The following is a 16959-nucleotide window of genomic DNA, read 5'->3' as shown; positions in this document are numbered from 1 at the left end:
TGTCATGAGAACCGCACAGATCGCGGAAGCGAGAGATTCCAATGAAATTGCCCGTAATTGACAATATCGATCGAAAGATTCTCCGATTGCTCCAGAGTGAAGGTGATCTCAGCCACGCCGCGCTGGCCGAGCGGGTCGGGGCATCGAGCGCGTCGTGCTGGCGCCGCATCAGGGCGCTTGAGGCGGCGGGAATGCTGGGGCGGACTGTCAGGCTCGTGAGCCCCGAAGCCGTTGGTCGTGGGCTGACCGTGTTCTGCCAGGTGCGAATGAAGACGCATGATCCGGCTGCAAGAGATGATTTCGAGCGCTTCGCAGAGAGCCATGAGGAAGTGCTTGAATGCTATTCGATGTCTGGTGATTGGGACTATCTGTTGCGCGTAGCCGTCGCCGATGTCCAGGACTACGAGCGTCTCCTCATGCAGGGTATTCTGACGCACCACGCAGTGGCGACATCGTCGTCGCATTTCGCCTTGAAACGGGTGAAGTACTCCACTTCGGTTCCAGTCTGAGCCGGTCGCTTTTCTCTGGTTACTCCGGCGAGGCCTGTTGTTCCCCTCAGCAATGTTCGGACCTTGGTCCTAGGAGGGCCGGACTAACGTCCGGTGGTGGTCAAGGAAAGGTCTGATGTCAACGATTGCGAATTGACGGTCGGGTCGACCCGTGGGCAAAATTGGCAAGGGTTGAGCGGCTAGCATTTGCAATGCCGCGCGGTTTATCTGGGCCCCAGCCCAAGATGGCTGACAGCGCCGGCTGGCTGGATCGCGACCAGGAAAACCATGGAATGCAAGGGAATGGTGATGCTCTCACGACGTAGCTTTGTTGTGGCTCTATGCTCGATGTCAATCGGTCTGTCGCTCGCGGCAATGCCGTTCAAGGTCGCGGTTTCGGGCGGCTCGTTCAAGCTCAGCCTCCAGACTGCCGAGGCCGCCAAAGGCGGCAACGGCAATGGAAACAGCGGCGGCAATGGCGGTAACGGCAATGGAAACGGCGGAGGCAATGGCGGCGGTGGCGGCAACGGTGGCGGAAATGGAAACGGGGGCGGAAACGGCGGTGGCAATGGTAACGGGAATGGCGGGGGAAACGGCAACGGCGGAGGGAATGGTAACGGGAACAGCGGCGGTAGGTCCAATGGCAGCGCCACGACCGGAACAGGCTCGACGGTTGATGTTGATACGGACAACTCGTCAATAGAGGTTCGCCACCGCGACGGCATGAGCGAATTCATCCGGAACGGCCGTTACATCATGAAGGACGCCCGTGGACGCACGATCGTCAATCGGCGGGCAACCTCAGCAGATGAGGCGCGCCTTGAATCCTTCATTCACTGATTGCCCCGCCCGTCGGTGGCATCGCGCAGCGCTATAGCCGCTTCCGTTCGGTTGGCGACCCCGAGCTTGGCCATGATCTGCGTCATGTGATGTTTGACGGTCTTTTCGTGCAGATCGAGCTGCCTTGCGACGTGCTTGTTGCTCAAGCCGGAAGCGACCAGCTGCAGGACCTGCAGCTCACGGGCGGTCAACGCCTCCAGGGCCGATGGTGTTTTCGGTGCGGGTGAAGAGCGGCTGGAAAGTAGCCGCGCAGACAGTGCTGGCGCGACATAGCTTTCACCAGCTGCCACGCTGCGGATAATCTCTGCAAGCGCCCTTGAACCGACCCCCTTCAACACATAGCCCTTTGCGCCGCAATTCAATGCCGCCGTGACATCATCGCTGGATTCGGAAACCGTAAGCATGACAATCTTTTGTGATGGTACGGTTGTCAGAATGGGAAGGATCGCGTTCAACCCGCCGCCAGGCATTGAAATGTCCATGAGCAGGACATCGGGATGGAGGGTCTCGGCGACCCTGATTGCATCGTCCTTCGTGCTTCCTTCCGCGACAATCTGAAATCCATCTATCTCGGACAGGCTCCGGGATACCCCTTCCCTGAACAATGGATGGTCATCTATGACGGCGACGCGAATTCCTGCTGTCATGACTGGGCAATCTCCTCGCTGCTGAGCGACATGCTGACTATGGTACCTTGTGCGGATGTTCGGAGCTGGAAGGTGCCGCCAAGGCTTTCAATCCGCTCTCGCAGTCCTGCAAGGCCAAGGCTGGCAGGGCCGACATCGTCGGGATCAAAGCCGGGGCCGCCGTCGGAAACCTCGATGCTGATGCGGTCACCTTCCATGCGTTGCACGACCCGTTGTTCTTTGCCGCCGCCGTGACGGTAACCGTTGTTCAACCCTTCCTGCACAAAGCGATATACGCAGATCTTGGCGGAGGGCGAAAGATTTTCGGGCGTCTCCGCTACCGATAGTTCAACGCTTGAGCCGGTTCGCTGCTCATGCGCGCGCACACTGCGCTCCAGTATCTCCGTTAGGGTTGCGGCTTCGATCTGCGGCAACACCAGCCCATTGCAGATGGTCCTGATCTCATGCATTGCCTCGTCCAGGCTTTCCTTGATGGCTGCAATTTCACCCTCGCGCCTGGATGCCGGTGTTGAGGGATCGACCAGCGCATTGCTGTCCAGGCGCAATGAGGCAAATGCAACAAGCTGGGCTGGTCCGTCATGGAGATCTGCACCAATGCGCCTCAGGTGGCTTTCGTTGAGGGCTGTGGCGCGTTGGGACGCACGCTGGACGCGCCTGCGCAAGGCCTGGTTCTGGGATAGCAACGCCGAAAGGTCATCCACGCGCCGCCTTAGAGCATGGCGCTGATCATCGATGGTTCGGCTGCCTCTCAACGCGATCGCCGACAACACGACAAAGAATGCAAGCGTGAAGGCGGCGACGGCCATCCAGCTGTGCAATCGCGCCTCATTGAGGCTGCGCTCGAAATCATTGGCAATTTCATAGAATTCGGACACGGCGACAACCTGTCCGGACCATGGCTGCAGAACGGGGTTGTAGATTTCGAGCAGGGGTTTGCCGCTCGCCCGCTCGACCTCGTCTTCCGCATCTTCCAGACGATTGAACTGGGCGACCATCGTGCCAGAAAAGGCCGCCTTGAGGTCGTCGCTCAACTCGAAGCGCTTTCCTTGCATGGTTTTGTCGTTTGAATAGAGAACCGTGCCGTCCGCGCGCCAAAGCCGGAAGGAGATCAGGCGGTTTCCAAGCGCCCCCTGCTCCAGCGTCTCGTCTAGCGCGCGGGAAACACTATCGTCGAGCTCTTGGGCCGTCAGCATGTCAGGCAGGAGGGGGGCAATCACACTGTCGACGTAGAGGGCGGTGGATGCCGCCGAGTTGCGGGTCACCGCGTCTTCGATCAGACTGCTCACGAATGCGCCGACCAACACCATCGCCACCAGCGACACGGCGCCTCCTGTGAACAGGAACTGCCTGGCCAATGATTGCGAATTCCATCGTTTTATGAGTTCACGGGGCCGCACGAGATGTCTCGGGATCGGCCGCCAAAATTGCGTGGCGGCACTTCAGTTGTTTCGATCGTAACCTAGCTTCATCCAGCGGCGGGTCAAACGATATCGCCTCGCAGCCCCCAGGTTTCCGACCTTTGGTCTCTTTTTGGCTAGGACCTAGGTCCTATCCGGTTAAGCAAAGGTCTGACCGCCATGGAGCCTGCGCGGGACGCAGGCTATCGTCGTTGTGATCTGGAACGCGGCATGTCCGCGTCCGGCCGGAAGGCTGGCGTCTTGCCTGCCGCGAGCAGCTTGGCTTTCCGGACATAGGAACAAAAGACGGCAAAACGGTTTTGGACCGGGAGGTTGATATGAGCATTTCAAGGATTCTTGGACGCAGCGTTATAGCGCTCACAATTGCGGTTGTACCCGCCGGTGGCGCTTTCCTGGGATTAGAGGGCATCGCCTACGCAAAGGGTGGTAACGGCAACGGAGGCGGCAACGGAGGCGGCAACGGCAACGGAGGCGGCAACGGGGGCGGCAACGGCAACGGGGGCGGCAACAGGGGCAACGGCGGCGGGGGGAACCACGCGGGCGGCAATTCCGAACACGGGAAGAAATCCGATACCGTTGGCTCACACGGCTCGCATGCAAAGAGTAAGGACGACACTCGGAGAGATCACCCGACGTTGAAGTCGTTCTTCACACACGAGAAGAAGGCGGCAACGACGACCAGGACCAGAACCGCCACAACGACAAGAACGAAGGCCGCCAAATCCGAGTTTGCCGGGCTGAACTCGCTGAACAGGAATTACCACGCCTACTTGCATTCGAACGATCCGCGAATGGCGGCGGTTTCGGCCTATGTGATGGCCTATGCAGAATTCGAGGCCGAGAATGGGCCGGATGCCATCCCTACGGACCCTGCTCTTAGCGACGAAGCCCTTCGCGAAGCACTCTCGAGCTTTACCAAGGGCGGCGAAGTGAGTGACGGGGCTCTCGAGCGAGCAAAGGACATCTTGGGCGTTGGGCCCGCCGTTGGCAAGATTGATCAGGTTCGTGACACTCTTCCAGTGGAGGAGCCTGCGCCGGAGCCCGTCGAAAGCGCGCCTGTGGAGGATGAGGCGCCGCCACCGCCGGTGACGGTCATCGTCGAGCAGCCCTGACGCTTTCAAAACTTGGCCACCGCATGGACACAACGCGCCGTGCGGTGGCCCAAAAATGCAGGTTGTACCAGCCACGGGCTCGGCAACCACAACTTAGATCGAGCCAGGGATGGCTCGGACGGGGCAGCGCCGCCGCTCTTCGCCGCCTGTTCCAAGGCGCATCGGTGCCGTCTGAACCTTCACCTTCTTGATCCGGGATTGCTTCTGTCGCGCTAAAGGCGTGTCTCTCAAGGCAGTTCTTTTCGCCGTTTGTGAACAGCTACAGGCGGAATCGATCCTTTTCACCTTCTCATGTAACTCGACGGCGGCCGGCCGCGGCACGGCTGGGTGAACCTCGTCCTCATATGTGCGGCCTCCGTCAGCCGACCACATAAGGGAGGCAGTGACGGGTTTGCCGAATCTCGCGAATCGAGCTAGTTCTGTAACTACGCAAAAAGAGCGAATTATCGCTGTAGAGCGAAACAATTATTGAATTAACTGTTCATCAACCGTATCGGCGCTTAGGCTATTGGAACGAACTGAGGAAAGAATCGTGAATCGCCACTTAAGCAGCCTCGACTTCATGCAGAGCTTTTCCACCAAATTGGAGCTCGCCCTGCAAAATCTTTCGATGGCACAGTATCCACCGGATGCGCGCCGCGAGATGCGGAAGTTTTCCTCGTCGGAAGTCGCAGCGCTCCTGGATGTCTCGGAAGCCTATATCAGGCAGATCGTTCTGAAGGACAAGGGTCCCTCGCCCGAGACGACGTCAAACGGCCGCCGCATGTACACGCTCGAGCAGATCCTCGAGCTGCGACTGATGCTGGCCGGAAAGGGTCGCAAGAAGTGGATGAACCCGCGCCGTGTCGAGGGCGAGGAATGCCAGATCATTGCGGTCACCAATTTCAAGGGCGGCTCCAGCAAGACATCCACGACCATTCATCTTGGTCACTACCTGGCGCTCAAGGGCTACCGGGTATTGGCGGTCGATCTCGACCCGCAGGCGTCGCTTACAAGCCTGCACGGCGCGCTTCCGGATTTCGATCCGCGCGAGGACGAAACGCTCTATGCGGCCATTCGCTTCTCGGATCCCAAGCCGACGAAATCGCTGGTCCACACCACGCATATTGCCGGCTTCGACGTGATCTGCGCCGGGCTCGACCTGACAGAGTTTGAAACGGCTGTTGCTCTCGAGATGCGCAAGAATGGCGGCACGAGCTTCCTTCTGCGGGTATCTCAGGCCCTCGAGCAGGTTGCGGATGACTATGACGTAATCCTGATGGATTCCGCGCCTTCCCTGAACTTCCTTACTCTGTCGTCGCTGACCGCTGCCACCGGCGTCATCATACCGGTCCCGGCACACATGCTGGACGTCGATTCGACGGGGAAATTCCTCGAGCTTGCCTCGTCCTACATGCAGATATTGAGCGAGATGGGGAGTTCGGCCCAGTGGGATTTCGCGAAGTTCCTCGTGACGAAATTCGAAGCCAACGATCACCCGCAGGCCAACATGACTGCGTTGATGCGACAGGTCTTTGGCGAAGACCTGCTGTTGAACATGGTGACGAAGTCAACGGCTGTTGCTGATGCATTGACGTGGAAGCAGAGCCTCTATGAGGTGCAGCGTTCGCGCTTCTCGGCACCGAAAACCTATGACCGCGCAATGGAATCGATCAACGCGGCCAATGCCGAGATCGAGAAGTTGCTTTGGGCAGCATGGGGGCGCGAATGAGCCGCAAGGATTCGCGTGGCATGTTTGCCAATGTGCTCGGTCAACTTGAGCAACCGAGCGCAGCGCCGGCCGCAAAGCCGACAACATCTCCACACCTTCTCAAGGTCGCCGCAGGCGTCAGGCAGATACAGGAAAAGGGCGAGGTTCTCGACAGGCTCCTCAAGGACGGCGACCATATTGTCGAGGTCGACCCCGATGACGTTGCTCCCTCCTCGATTCCCGACCGCTTCGATGGCGCTTATGACGATGCGGCCATTGATGAGATTGCGACGTCCATCAAGGAGCGTGGGCAGATTGTCCCTGGCTTGATCAGGCCGCACAAAGGTGATGGGCTGCCATACCAGATCGTGTTCGGAAGACGGCGTTTGGCTGCCGTCAAGATGCTTGGACTGAAGTTCCGCGCTATTGTCCGCGAACTCAGCGACGAAGAGGCAATCGTCTTCCAGGGTGAAGAAAACGCCAATAGGAATGACCTTTCCTTTATCGAGAAGTGTGCATTCGCACTGTCACAGGAGCAGGCGGGATATCGGCGCGACGTAATCTGCGCGTCGCTGGCGACCGGAAAGTCGCACGTGTCGGAGATGCTGCGGATTGCAACGGCTATCCCCCGGGATGTTCTGCTCGCGATCGGCTCGTCGCCCGAGATCGGCCGTCGTAGATGGATCGAGTTTGCGGATGCCTTCGCCAAGCGCCAGGACGGGGTGGCGCGCGTCAAGCAATCGCTTAGCGAGGACAAGCTCGTCGCCGGGAAAGATCGCTTCGCTGTCGCATTAGGTGCGCTGAAGGCTGAGCAAGCGCCGGCTGCCGCGCGGCCTTCCGTCACCGAAATACGTGCAAATGGCTTTCTTCTGGCGACCGTAAGCTACGCGAAGACCGGCCCGAAGATGAGCTTCACCAAGGCTGTTCCGGATAGTTTCGTAGACTTTTTGAACGATCGTATGGAGGCGCTTCACAGCGAATTCGTGCAGTCAATACAACGCAAAAGCAAAGGATAACGCCGCAAAAGAAAAAAGCTCCCGAACGTTGCCGTAACGGAAGCCCTTCTCATAGGTTAGCAGCTAGAGAATCGCATTTCCGGGAATCCCTGTCAAGTGTGGGCACCAATCTGGTGAGTGGATTTCTTTTGCCTTCAACAAGGTGAAGGTGATGGAAACAGGAAGTGTGACGACGCCCTTTGGGCAGCGTCCGATGACGCTTGGCATGCTCGCGAGCCAGAAGGCAGCAAGCGAGCTTCAGGCTGATCAATCGGTCGACAAGTGGAAAATCTACAGGTCCCTGTGTGCAGCCAAGCCCTTGCTTGGAGTGACGGATCGCGCGCTTGCCGTCCTCAATGCACTGCTCAGCTTTTATCCGAAGAACGTCCTGTCGGAGGAAAACGGCCTGGTGGTCTTTCCGTCAAACGAACAGCTTTCGCTGCGCTCACACGGCATGGCGGAGCAGACGATCCGCCGCCACCTGGCGGTCCTGGTCGAAGCGGGGTTGATCATCCGCAAGGATAGCCCAAATGGCAAACGCTATGCCCGCAGGGCGAAAGAGGGTGAGGTCGCAGAGGCATTCGGCTTTTCATTGGCGCCGCTGATCGTGCGTGCCGAGGAGATCGAACGCCTCGCATCGGAAGTGGCGGCCGAGCGGCTACATATGCAGCGACTGCGTGAGCAACTCAGCCTTTGCCGCCGCGATGTGGCCAAGCTCATTGAGACCGCGATGGAGGAGCAGCTGGCAGGAGATTGGGAAACCGCGTTCGCCTATTTCAGGGAGCTGGTAGGCTCCATACCACGCTCGGCGACGGCTGAGCAGCTTTCAACTGCACTCGAAACGATGGAAACGCTGAGAGACGACATCACTAGCAGACTGGAAACATTACTAAAAGCAAAGAAAACGAGCGGCAATCACGATCAAAATGAGCGTCACATACATAATTCAAACCCCGAGTCTACTTTTGATCTTGAACCAGCTTTCGAACCGAAGCAGGGGGCAAACTCGGAATTCATGATTGAGCCGAAAACCGTGGCGTCGACGCGGAAACAGAAAAGTGACGCTGGACGCATAGCCAGGGTTCAGAGCCAGGCGGCCAACGATCGCCCGGACCTTAAATCCTTCCCCCTCGGGCTGGTCCTCCAGGCTTGCCCCGACATGGTGAGCTACGGCCCGGGTGGTTCGATTGCAAATTGGCGAGACTTGATGGCGGCTGCGGTCGTTGTGCGGGGAATGCTCGGTGTAAGCGAGTCGGCCTACGAGGAGGCTGCTGCCACGATGGGACCGGAAAACGCCGCCACGGTCATGGCGTGCATCCTCGAACGTGGCGGGCATATCAACTCCGCGGGTGGTTATCTGCGGGACCTGACCCGTCGCGCCGAACGAGGTGAATTCTCGATCGGTCCGATGTTGATGTCGCTGGTGCGAGCACGCGGCGGCGGAACACGGCGGGCGGGATAGCACGCTCATGCAAGCCTGACATTGTTTCGCAGGGGCGCGCTGTTTCGGAAAGGGAAGCGGGTGGCGGGGGTAGAAATCCGTTCGAGGCAGCGGATTGGACCGGTCGGAAACAGCGGCGTGGGAGCGGGGAAAAAGTGGGGGGAAGAAATTTTGGGTAAGCATGTGCCTTTTCTGAAGGGGCATTACTTGGCTCCGCAATTAAAGATGATCATCTCGGTCGAGCTTCTTGGCATCGACGGCGTGTCGCAGCGTTGCGACATTGCCAAGGTCGACCGGTCTCTCGATGGGGCCTGTCTCAACGATTTTGGCCTCTCCCTCGAAGAAGCCAAGGAGATCCAGCGGCGCCTGCAACAGGAACTGACGCAGTTTCAGGCGGATCAAGCCGGCCACCGAGATCGGAAGTGCCAAGACTGTAACCGCCGTCGGTCGGTGCATGATAGTAGGTACCGTACGATCCATTCGCTCTTTGGCTCTTGCCAAGTGCGTGTGCCGCGGTGGTTGCCGCTGTGCATGGGAAGCGTCGAGACCCTGTTGAATGGCCGAGCTACCCCCGAGTTGGAGCGCATCCAAGCCGAACTGGGGTCCCGGTTGTCATTTCGAGAAGCAGCCCGTGTACTTGATATCTTTGTGCCGGCCACGCGGCCTCATAATCATCGAGCCGTGAGCAACCGGCCGGCTAAGGTTGCCGATCAGATCGAAAAGTGGGATGTCGCAGGCCCCTATCGTATCAGTCGCGCCGGCAAGTCTCCCGTTTCCGTTTTCATAAAAGAGCACGTGACAACAGTCGCAACGCGTCATAACGCCAGCGCTCGCGTGAGGTCGTCGTGTTCGAAGGCGCTGGCCATGCGGTTGATCTCGGCCGACCGGGCACCAACGGCCATGGCTGTCTCGCGCCATGTTGAAGTCACGGTCGCGACGTCTTTGATGACTACACGTGCCTGCGCCAGCGTGAGCGCGAAATATTCGGAAGCCTGTTCGAGAAGATCAAGCGAGCAGGTGCCCTCGTCGAGGTCAATGTTCGTAGTCAGCACCCGCGCTTTAAGATCCGTAGGCACCGGATTGAGATCATAGGCGGGCGAGAGCGACCATCCGGCCTTGCCAAGCCAGAGGAAGCCGTGGTTACGCAGATGATCGTCGACATTGGAAATCAGCACATTGAAGACGACCCGCCGATAGAGCGCGTGAGTGTCCCTCTTTCCCTGGGAGCCATGCCGGGCCAGGGCGTCGACAATTTCGGGGTAACTGCCACGGTCGCCGTCCTTGGCGCCCATCATCGCCATTGCGGACAGGAATGGGATGCGGATCACGCCATCGCGATCGAAGCGTCGCGATAGCATCACTGACTTGCCGGCCACTTTGACAAGTTCGTGTCGTGGAGTGGCAATGCGGGCTTGGCCGGCCAACCGCAGCGCAATCTCCTCCCAGGTTTCCATGCTGTACTCGTCCGTCTCCTTCGGAAACTTGGCGATGGAGAGATGGCCGTGTTGGTCGATGACCGACGCCTTCGGCCGCGCACCTCCGAGGGAGGAGCCGGGCGCGAAGATGAGTTGAAGGTCTTCGTCCGTTTCCTCGTCCCGGAGAATCCGCTCGGTGATCTGAAGCAGGCGGCGAAGCTCTATTAGGGTCGGCACGCCGGCTCTGACAGGCGCCTGGAAGATATCTTCGCCGACCCAGCGAAACCGCAGCGCGCCGAGCCGCGTCTCATCTGCGACCCTGAGCAGGTAGTCGCTTTCCGCGAGCGTGCGCACGGCGCGGCCCTCGCGATCGGCAAAGCGACGCTCGGCGCGCTGCATGAGGCGGCGGCCCCACGTATCTGGCGCGGAGTCGCCGATCGAGCCGAAGGTTGCTAGTCCGGTAGGAGGAGCGAAGGCGCCACGCGTCAATGCAAGTGCTGGCTCCAGCGAGAAGCGGTGCGGATCCTCAAGCCATGTATCTTCGTACTCGAAAAGAATAGTTTCCGCGCCGCGGACGCGATTGCTCCTCGCCGATCCGATCGGGCGCGTGCGACCATGCAGATCGATGTGCACCTCGAAGTCAGCCATCGTGGGGCGATCCGGTTGGCCGCTTAAGATGAACGTGCTTGGGCAGATCGGCACTGGCCAATGCCTGTCCGACACTGTCGTTGCTGATGTCGGCGATTTGCCCCAGACCTTCGAGCAGACCGAGGGCCTGAAGGACGCCAGCATAGATGCCGATGCTGACATTGGTGTCGCCGGCTTCGACCCTTTGCAGGGTTGAGCGGGATGTGAAAGCACGCTCCGCTACGACCGCCATAGGCAGTTTGCGACGGCGGCGGGCGTCGTGGATATCCGCGCCGAGCTTCCGCAGGGCGCGGCGCACGGCCGCTGGAGGGTTATGGGGAGTAGGCATTTGAAACCTTCGCGCTACAGATTAGAAGGATATGTAGCACGAAGATTACAATTTTTCTGGCCGTGATTGGAATCTGTCGTGGCGGTTCCCGGCAGTGGAAACTACCTGGGTGAGGTTGGTGGACGTCTCACCCTAATTTACAAACTGCCTGCAAGTTGATCGCCGACCACATAAACCGCTGCATTATCCGACACCTCGCGTAGCCCCTTGTAGGACGCGTGTCTCAGCTTGCCGTCATCGTCCTGGCGCGATACTCGATCTCGGCAATTAGCGTCGGCTGGACCCATAGGAGGTTCTTTCGACGCCCGTCCTATTTCACCGGCGGCGTCTTGCGCTTTATGCGATCGAGCGCCTTACGGCGTGATCAAATTGGCATCGTTCGCGATCGTCCTTCATCCGCAGACTGCCGCGCATCGAATGTGCGAAGACCTGGGCGGTGTCGACGGCAAGTGCCCTTGAGAGGAAAAGGGCGACATGCGGTGCAAATCGCGAGGTTCTGCTTGAGGCGAGCAGAGGAACGCGTCCCTGTCAGGCGAGATTGGGAGGAGATACGGGCACTCGTCTGGATCCGGAAAAAAATTGAGCAACCGCTTCATGGGCGAGGCAGTTGCCACCCGGCCCTGCCCGTGGTCTCGGGCATTCGTTGGGGCGGAAGTGGCAAGTTCCTTTGTCCTCTGGATGACCGAGCCGTGTCGTCATCGGTTCCGCGCTCCCCGTTTCGGCCCATGGCACTGCATGAGGCGGGCCTCGGCGGGGTCCGAGCTTTGCAGCGCGACTGCGACCGAACGGCACAGGCAGATAAACATATATTGCCAATATATCTTAGGATGGTTACGTCACCTTTGTCGACGGAACAAATTTTGGAGACCATGATGACGCAAACATTGACCGAGGCCACGAAGGCAATTGTCCGCGCAACAGCGCCTGCCCTCGCAAGTCACGGGACCGAAATCACGGCGGCCATGTATAAGCGGCTGTTTGAGAATGCCGAGGTCCGCAACCTGTTCAACCAGTCGAACCAGGGAGAAGGCGGGCGGCAGACGAAGGCGTTGGCGCAGGCGATCCTCGCTTACGCCCAGAACATTGACAACCTCGCCGTACTCACCTCCGCTGTTGAACGGATCGCCCAAAAACACGTCGGCCTGCACATCCGGCCCGAGCATTATCCCCATGTCGCGACGGCCCTCCTGAATGCGATCAAGGATGTCCTCGGCGAGGCGGCGACGGATGAAATCCTCAACGGATGGGGCGAGGCCTTCTGGTTTCTGGCCAATATTCTGATCGAACGTGAAGGACAGATTTATAATAGTCTTCAAGCGTCCGAAGGCGGCTGGAATGGATGGAGGCAGTTTGCCGTCGTGTCGAAGCGCCGGGAGAGCGACATCATCACATCGTTCGTGCTGCGACCGGTTGATGGCGGGGCGGTGATCAGTCATCGGCCTGGTCAGTATCTGACATTTCGGTTCGATATTCCGGGTCTTCCTCCGCAGCATCGAAACTACAGCATTTCTTCTGCGCCCAATGCCGAGAGCTACCGCATCTCGGTCAAGCGAGAGACGCATGGGCTGGTATCAAGGTTCCTTCATGATCAGGTTGAGGAAGGCGCGGTCATCGAGGTTGCCCCTCCTACGGGAGATTTCCATTTGCAGACTGGGCAGGAAAGGCCCGTCGTGTTGCTGAGCGGCGGTGTCGGTCTGACGCCGATGGTGAGCATGCTGGAGACCATTGCAAACGATGGACGCGAGGTTCCCGTGCATTACGTCCATGGTGCCGAGAACGGTCGTGTCCATGCGATGGGATCGCATGTCCGCGATATTGCCAAGGACCGGGAGCATCTCAAGACGACGATTTTCTACGGAAGCCCGCATGCGCAGGATCAGAGGGGCGTTCACTTCGACCACGATGGCCTCATCACGGTTGAATGGCTGGCAAGGAACACGCCGATCGCAGAGGCCGACTTCTATCTCTGCGGCCCGCGGCCCTTTCTCTCCGTCTTTGTGAACGGGCTCGCAAAGGCCGGTGTCCCGCAGGATCGTATTCACTACGAGTTCTTCGGTCCGGCCGACGAACTCGCTGCTGCATAGGTTTTCGGAAATGCAAGGCGACCGGCGACGGCCGCCTTGCTATTTGATATACGTTGCCGATATCTTTTATGCGATTGCGCCGATTTTTCCGGGAGGATCTGGTGATGCGTTTGACCGTTTACTCCGACTACGCGTTGCGGCTCATGATGTATCTTGCGCTCAAGGGAGAGCGGCTGTCGACGATTGCGGAAATCGCCGAAGCTTATGATATTTCAAAGGCGCATCTGATGAAGATCACCCACGAACTCGGGCAAAAGGGCCTGATCGACACTGTACGAGGTCGTCACGGCGGCATGCGGCTTGCACGTGCAGTCGAACAGATCGGCGTCGGTGAGATCGTGCGGGCCTGCGAACCCGACTTTGCGATCGTGCCGTGCATGGAAAATGGTACGGAGATTGTCTGTGTCGTGCAGCCTGCGTGCGTATTGAAGAGGGCGCTCGCTTCGGCGGCTGCGGCATTTCTCGATGTGCTCGATGGCTACACGCTTGCCGACCTGACCCGACCAGCCGTACCATTGCGCCGCCTGCTCGCGCTGCCGGAGGCGGAAGCCCACGCAGGGCACCCGGGATGACAACAGGATCGCAAGGACCGTTTGCTCGGCAGAAGCACACCGGATGATATCGCCATCGTCGGACAGGACGGCATCGCCATGGCGGCGCAAGGCTGCAATAACCCGACGACGCTAAGTAAAGACCACGTCGCCTTCATCGATGCAGTCATGGGAGCTTGTCGAGTGCCACGATGCTCAGCTGGAAGGCCCGTAGCATCACCCTCACCTTCACGGACCGCTGGGGCTCGACATCGTGAAACCTCTCCCGCGACATTGTTTCAGAGATGAAATTTAAGCCTGGCGAGATCGCGTGATCACCAGATCTTCGGCTTCTTCTTGGCTCATATTGAGCACCGTCCTGCCCGTTTCGTAGCTGAAGCCATTGCGCCCGAAGGCCGCCATTTCCTTTGCGTTGCGCTCCCGATCGGCGTCGCCACGACGAAACGGTCCGAAGCGACGCTTGCGCGCAAAATGCACGGCTGCGAGCAGTTCATCCGCCTCATCAAGTGCGGTAGTGATGACTCCTTGATCGACGCCCTTTTGTGTAAGGGTTTGAGCGATGCGCCGTTTCGACCGGCCACTGCGAACACCAGAGCGCGTGCTGATCTCGGCATAGCTGATATCGTTCAGGCCGCCATTGTCATAGGCGAAGGTCACGGCCGATTCTGCAACCGCTCTGAGCTGCATTTCGGTGATGTTTTCGAATTTGTGCTTCGCCTTCCGGATGATGGCATCGTGCAGCTGTCTTTCGGTCATCATTCGCTGCTCGAGCCGATAGATGGTGGAGTTTCGGGCCCAACTCAGCATCCGTGCACTGGGAAGGTCTGATGGTGCTTCATCATTGCTCACGATTCAGTCGCGCCCCTGGTGCTTACCTGTGAGAGAAGCCAGGCCGTGAACGCCACGCCGAGGGCATGTTCGCGCTTACCGTCTGGCATCACGACATAATAGCTGTTTTCCGTCGCCATCGGCCGGTCAAAGACGATTTGCAGCTTTCCAGCACTCAACTCTTGTTCGATGAGATAGAGCGGTAGAAGCGCGAACCCCATCGCCATCGTAGCCGCCTCGATGATCATCGAAAACTGGTCGAACCGATTGCCGCGATAGGAAGGATCTGCGTCGACGTCGCAAAATTCGAACCATTGGCGCCAGAGTCGCGGGCGTGTAGCCAGATGCAGCAGGGGCCTGCGCATGAGCTCGGCCGGGGTTGCAACAGGATCCGCTTGTAAAAGGGTTGGGCTGGCAACGGGAACGATCTTCTCGTCGCAAAGGAAGGTGCAGGTCGCCCCTGCCCAGATTGGCTGGCCGTAATGGATGGCGAGATCGACGTTTTCCTGCTCGAAATCGAAAGGCTCGGAGCGCGATGTTATGTCAACGAGGGAGCCGGGATGGGCAGCCAGGAAGTTCGGCAGCCGAGGCGTCAGCCAACGACTGCCGAACGTCGGCAAGGTCGCAATCGAAAGCGTCGCAGTCGCATCGGCGCCCGATGCTGCACGGATCATCATCTCTTCTGTCTGATGGAGGAGCCGTCTTGCCTCAGGCAGCAGCCTTCGTCCGGCTTCCGACAGGATTGCCCGCTGGCGGACGCGTTCGAAGAGAAGGACCCCCAACTGGGTTTCCAGGTCCTTGATCTGGCGGCTGATGGCGCTTTGCGTCAGATGAAGTTCAAGAGCGGCGCGCGTGAAATTGCCGTGTCGGGCGGCAGATTCAAAAGACTGCAGCGTTGTCAGGTCGGGCGTCAGCTTTCGGGGCAAAGTCATTCCAAAACCGCATCATCTAAGCTTGATTTATTGTTATTCATGTACTCCACGCGCGATATGATCGCAATCCAGAATGAACTCTTCCAACTATGGCGCGTGAGGCAATAAATGTTGACCAGAAGTTTCGTTTCCTCCTGCAGCATCCGCTCTGCATTCTCGGCGGCAATGTCGGCCATGTATCGCACCGAGGTGCCCGCTTACGGCACCCTGATGGACATTGTTGCAAAAGTGAATGAGGCCACGCTTGCAGCCGATCCAGCCCTCAGGCGCAGGTTGGAAGAAACGGATTCCCTCGAGCGTGTTTCCGAAGAGCGCCACGGCGCCATCCGTCTCGGAACTGCCGACGAACTTGCGATGATGAGACGCGTCTTTGCCGTCATGGGCATGTTCCCGGTCGGCTATTACGATCTCAGCGAGGCAGGCGTACCAGTCCATTCCACCGCTTTCCGCCCGGTCGGCGATGTAGCGCTGAAGCGCAACCCTTTCCGTGTTTTCACCTCGCTGCTGCGCCTCGACCTGATTGCCGACGAAGAACTGCGCGCGGAAGCCGAGACGGTCCTGCAGAAGCGTCATATCTTTACCGCTGGCGCCATCGAACTGACTGAAAGGGCCGAGCGCGAGGGCGGTCTAGGCGAGGACGATGCCAAGCGCTTCGTCGCAGAAGTGCTGGAGACTTTCCGCTGGCATCATCAGGCGAACGTTGATCTCGCCATGTATAGGCGCTTGCATGATGCGCACCGGCTTATAGCCGACGTTGTCTCCTTCAAGGGACCGCACATCAATCACCTGACACCCCGCACGCTTGATATCGACGACGTGCAGCGGTTGATGCCGGAATATGGCATTGCGCCGAAGGCAGTTGTCGAAGGTCCGCCGAGCCGTCGTTGCGCGATTCTGCTGCGGCAGACGTCGTTCAAGGCCCTCGAGGAAGCCGTCTCTTTCAAGGATGCGGGCGGGAACTGGCAGCAGGGCACGCATACCGCGCGTTTTGGGGAGATTGAGAGCCGCGGCATCGCCCTGACACCGAAGGGCCACGCCCTCTACGACAAGCTCTTGGCGGATTCGCGCAAGGTCGTGCGCCCCGCGGCCGATGGCTCGAACGCTGCGGCTTACGAAAAAGCACTCGCCGAGGCTTTCGCGCCTTTCCCGGACAGCTGGGCCGAAATTCGCGACCAGGGTCTTGGCTACTTCAGCTACTCACTCACGCCGAAAGGCCGGAGCGCGATTGCCTCGGCTGATGCCAGTGTCGATCAACTTGTGGCGGAAGGCCTCATCTGCTTCGACCCGATTGTCTACGAAGACTTCCTGCCCGTCAGTGCGGCGGGCATCTTCCAGTCCAACCTCGGGGACGAGGCTGCGCAGGAGTTCACTGCAAGCCCCAATCAGCAGCGCTTCGAGCGGGACCTCGGCGCCTCGGTTCTCAACGAATTCGATCACTATGCTGATATCGAGGCGCAATCAATCGCCGAATGCCGGGCCCTTCTGACCGCGGCGCAGGCGGCCGAGTAGGCCAACAGACCGAACCAGCAACCATTCAAAACG

The 16959-nt window shown here is 59.1% G+C and carries 16 protein-coding genes and 3 pseudogenes; 11 read left to right on the top strand and 8 right to left on the bottom strand.

Features of this window, described 5'->3' with window-relative positions:
* The first annotated feature begins 41 nt into the window (after window positions 1–41).
* Window positions 42–509 carry an Lrp/AsnC family transcriptional regulator gene (locus tag AC1DE4_RS03930; RefSeq protein ID WP_018855511.1) on the top strand — a complete coding sequence of 156 codons (468 nt, stop codon included), beginning with the start codon at window positions 42–44 and terminating at the stop codon, window positions 507–509.
* A gap of 288 nt (window positions 510–797) precedes the next feature.
* Complete coding sequence (locus tag AC1DE4_RS03925; protein ID WP_210258127.1) at window positions 798–1328, top strand: hypothetical protein; 531 nt, start codon at window positions 798–800, stop codon at window positions 1326–1328.
* Here AC1DE4_RS03925 and AC1DE4_RS03920 read toward each other — a convergent pair.
* Window positions 1322–1975: a LuxR C-terminal-related transcriptional regulator gene (locus AC1DE4_RS03920; protein WP_477880070.1), complete on the bottom strand. Its 654-nt coding sequence runs from the start codon at window positions 1973–1975 to the stop codon at window positions 1322–1324. The two genes, AC1DE4_RS03925 and AC1DE4_RS03920, sit on opposite strands and share 7 nt — an antisense overlap.
* Window positions 1972–3297, bottom strand: a complete 1326-nt coding sequence (locus AC1DE4_RS03915; RefSeq protein WP_477880325.1) for a sensor histidine kinase — start codon at window positions 3295–3297, stop codon at window positions 1972–1974. The genes AC1DE4_RS03920 and AC1DE4_RS03915 overlap by 4 nt, the downstream gene beginning before the upstream one ends.
* A gap of 413 nt (window positions 3298–3710) precedes the next feature.
* Between AC1DE4_RS03915 and AC1DE4_RS03910 the strand changes: the two genes are divergently transcribed.
* The 5 genes and pseudogenes from AC1DE4_RS03910 to AC1DE4_RS03890 form a co-directional block, all read left to right on the top strand.
* Window positions 3711–4505: a hypothetical protein gene (locus AC1DE4_RS03910; RefSeq protein WP_477880068.1), complete on the top strand. Its 795-nt coding sequence runs from the start codon at window positions 3711–3713 to the stop codon at window positions 4503–4505.
* 532 nt (window positions 4506–5037) lie between these two features.
* Complete coding sequence (gene repA / locus AC1DE4_RS03905; protein ID WP_025658386.1) at window positions 5038–6216, top strand: plasmid partitioning protein RepA; 1179 nt, start codon at window positions 5038–5040, stop codon at window positions 6214–6216.
* Window positions 6213–7211: a plasmid partitioning protein RepB gene (repB, locus tag AC1DE4_RS03900; RefSeq protein ID WP_477880065.1), complete on the top strand. Its 999-nt coding sequence runs from the start codon at window positions 6213–6215 to the stop codon at window positions 7209–7211. Before repA ends, repB begins: the two co-directional genes overlap by 4 nt.
* A gap of 151 nt (window positions 7212–7362) precedes the next feature.
* Window positions 7363–8652 (top strand): plasmid replication protein RepC, encoded by a 1290-nt coding sequence (gene repC / locus AC1DE4_RS03895; protein WP_477880063.1) that lies wholly within the window; start codon window positions 7363–7365, stop codon window positions 8650–8652.
* Window positions 8653–8838: 186 nt separating this feature from the next.
* Window positions 8839–9417 (top strand): annotated as a pseudogene (locus tag AC1DE4_RS03890) (hypothetical protein); the annotation flags it as partial.
* A gap of 29 nt (window positions 9418–9446) precedes the next feature.
* Here the strand turns inward: AC1DE4_RS03890 and AC1DE4_RS03885 are convergent.
* The 3 genes and pseudogenes from AC1DE4_RS03885 to AC1DE4_RS03875 all read right to left on the bottom strand — a co-directional run.
* Window positions 9447–10694 (bottom strand): type II toxin-antitoxin system HipA family toxin, encoded by a 1248-nt coding sequence (locus AC1DE4_RS03885; protein WP_477880061.1) that lies wholly within the window; start codon window positions 10692–10694, stop codon window positions 9447–9449.
* The gene (locus AC1DE4_RS03880; RefSeq protein ID WP_477880059.1) at window positions 10687–11022 is read right to left on the bottom strand and encodes a helix-turn-helix domain-containing protein; all 336 of its coding nucleotides are present in this window, start codon (window positions 11020–11022) and stop codon (window positions 10687–10689) included. The genes AC1DE4_RS03885 and AC1DE4_RS03880 overlap by 8 nt, the downstream gene beginning before the upstream one ends.
* Before the next feature lie 137 nt (window positions 11023–11159).
* Window positions 11160–11380 (bottom strand): annotated as a pseudogene (locus AC1DE4_RS03875) (ATP dependent DNA ligase); the annotation flags it as partial.
* A 514-nt stretch (window positions 11381–11894) separates the two neighbouring features.
* Between AC1DE4_RS03875 and hmpA the strand changes: the two are divergent.
* The 3 genes and pseudogenes from hmpA to AC1DE4_RS03860 all read left to right on the top strand — a co-directional run.
* On the top strand, window positions 11895–13106 hold the full coding sequence (gene hmpA, locus AC1DE4_RS03870) for an NO-inducible flavohemoprotein (protein WP_477880057.1): 1212 nt from the start codon (window positions 11895–11897) through the stop codon (window positions 13104–13106).
* A 104-nt stretch (window positions 13107–13210) separates the two neighbouring features.
* Window positions 13211–13678: an RrF2 family transcriptional regulator gene (locus AC1DE4_RS03865; RefSeq protein WP_018855499.1), complete on the top strand. Its 468-nt coding sequence runs from the start codon at window positions 13211–13213 to the stop codon at window positions 13676–13678.
* Window positions 13679–13693: 15 nt separating this feature from the next.
* Window positions 13694–13914, top strand: a pseudogene (locus tag AC1DE4_RS03860) (LacI family transcriptional regulator); the annotation flags it as partial.
* A 34-nt stretch (window positions 13915–13948) separates the two neighbouring features.
* Here the strand turns inward: AC1DE4_RS03860 and recX are convergent.
* From recX to AC1DE4_RS03845, 3 genes are read right to left on the bottom strand one after another with little or no spacing between them, the layout of a single operon-like run.
* Window positions 13949–14506 carry a recombination regulator RecX gene (recX, locus tag AC1DE4_RS03855; protein ID WP_477880054.1) on the bottom strand — a complete coding sequence of 186 codons (558 nt, stop codon included), beginning with the start codon at window positions 14504–14506 and terminating at the stop codon, window positions 13949–13951.
* A complete protein-coding gene (locus tag AC1DE4_RS03850; RefSeq protein WP_477880052.1) occupies window positions 14503–15417 on the bottom strand; it encodes a LysR family transcriptional regulator in 915 nt (304 codons plus the stop codon). Before AC1DE4_RS03850 ends, recX begins: the two co-directional genes overlap by 4 nt.
* Entirely contained in the window at window positions 15414–15593 is a 180-nt protein-coding gene (locus AC1DE4_RS03845; protein WP_018855496.1) for a hypothetical protein, read from the bottom strand. Before AC1DE4_RS03845 ends, AC1DE4_RS03850 begins: the two co-directional genes overlap by 4 nt.
* On the opposite strand from AC1DE4_RS03845, the gene hglS reads away from it, so the two are divergent.
* The gene (gene hglS / locus AC1DE4_RS03840; protein WP_477880050.1) at window positions 15526–16926 is read left to right on the top strand and encodes a 2-oxoadipate dioxygenase/decarboxylase HglS; all 1401 of its coding nucleotides are present in this window, start codon (window positions 15526–15528) and stop codon (window positions 16924–16926) included. The two genes, AC1DE4_RS03845 and hglS, sit on opposite strands and share 68 nt — an antisense overlap.
* Window positions 16927–16959 lie beyond the last annotated feature (33 nt).

Source organism: Rhizobium sp. 10N414, assembly GCF_056394785.1.
This window is presented reverse-complemented; position numbering and strand designations above follow the sequence as displayed.

Excerpts from the sequence above, each read along its gene's own strand:
- AC1DE4_RS03930 (WP_018855511.1), top strand. The coding sequence starts at position 42 with ATGAAATTGCCCGTAATTGACAATATCGATCGAAAGATTCTCCGATTG.
- AC1DE4_RS03925 (WP_210258127.1), top strand. The coding sequence starts at position 798 with ATGCTCTCACGACGTAGCTTTGTTGTGGCTCTATGCTCGATGTCAATC.
- AC1DE4_RS03920 (WP_477880070.1), bottom strand. The coding sequence starts at position 1,975 with ATGACAGCAGGAATTCGCGTCGCCGTCATAGATGACCATCCATTGTTC.
- AC1DE4_RS03910 (WP_477880068.1), top strand. The coding sequence starts at position 3,711 with ATGAGCATTTCAAGGATTCTTGGACGCAGCGTTATAGCGCTCACAATT.
- repB (WP_477880065.1), top strand. The coding sequence starts at position 6,213 with ATGAGCCGCAAGGATTCGCGTGGCATGTTTGCCAATGTGCTCGGTCAA.
- repC (WP_477880063.1), top strand. The coding sequence starts at position 7,363 with ATGGAAACAGGAAGTGTGACGACGCCCTTTGGGCAGCGTCCGATGACG.
- AC1DE4_RS03885 (WP_477880061.1), bottom strand. The coding sequence starts at position 10,694 with ATGGCTGACTTCGAGGTGCACATCGATCTGCATGGTCGCACGCGCCCG.
- AC1DE4_RS03880 (WP_477880059.1), bottom strand. The coding sequence starts at position 11,022 with ATGCCTACTCCCCATAACCCTCCAGCGGCCGTGCGCCGCGCCCTGCGG.
- hmpA (WP_477880057.1), top strand. The coding sequence starts at position 11,895 with ATGACGCAAACATTGACCGAGGCCACGAAGGCAATTGTCCGCGCAACA.
- AC1DE4_RS03865 (WP_018855499.1), top strand. The coding sequence starts at position 13,211 with ATGCGTTTGACCGTTTACTCCGACTACGCGTTGCGGCTCATGATGTAT.
- AC1DE4_RS03850 (WP_477880052.1), bottom strand. The coding sequence starts at position 15,417 with ATGACTTTGCCCCGAAAGCTGACGCCCGACCTGACAACGCTGCAGTCT.
- hglS (WP_477880050.1), top strand. The coding sequence starts at position 15,526 with ATGTTGACCAGAAGTTTCGTTTCCTCCTGCAGCATCCGCTCTGCATTC.
- AC1DE4_RS03845 (WP_018855496.1), bottom strand. The coding sequence starts at position 15,593 with ATGGCCGACATTGCCGCCGAGAATGCAGAGCGGATGCTGCAGGAGGAA.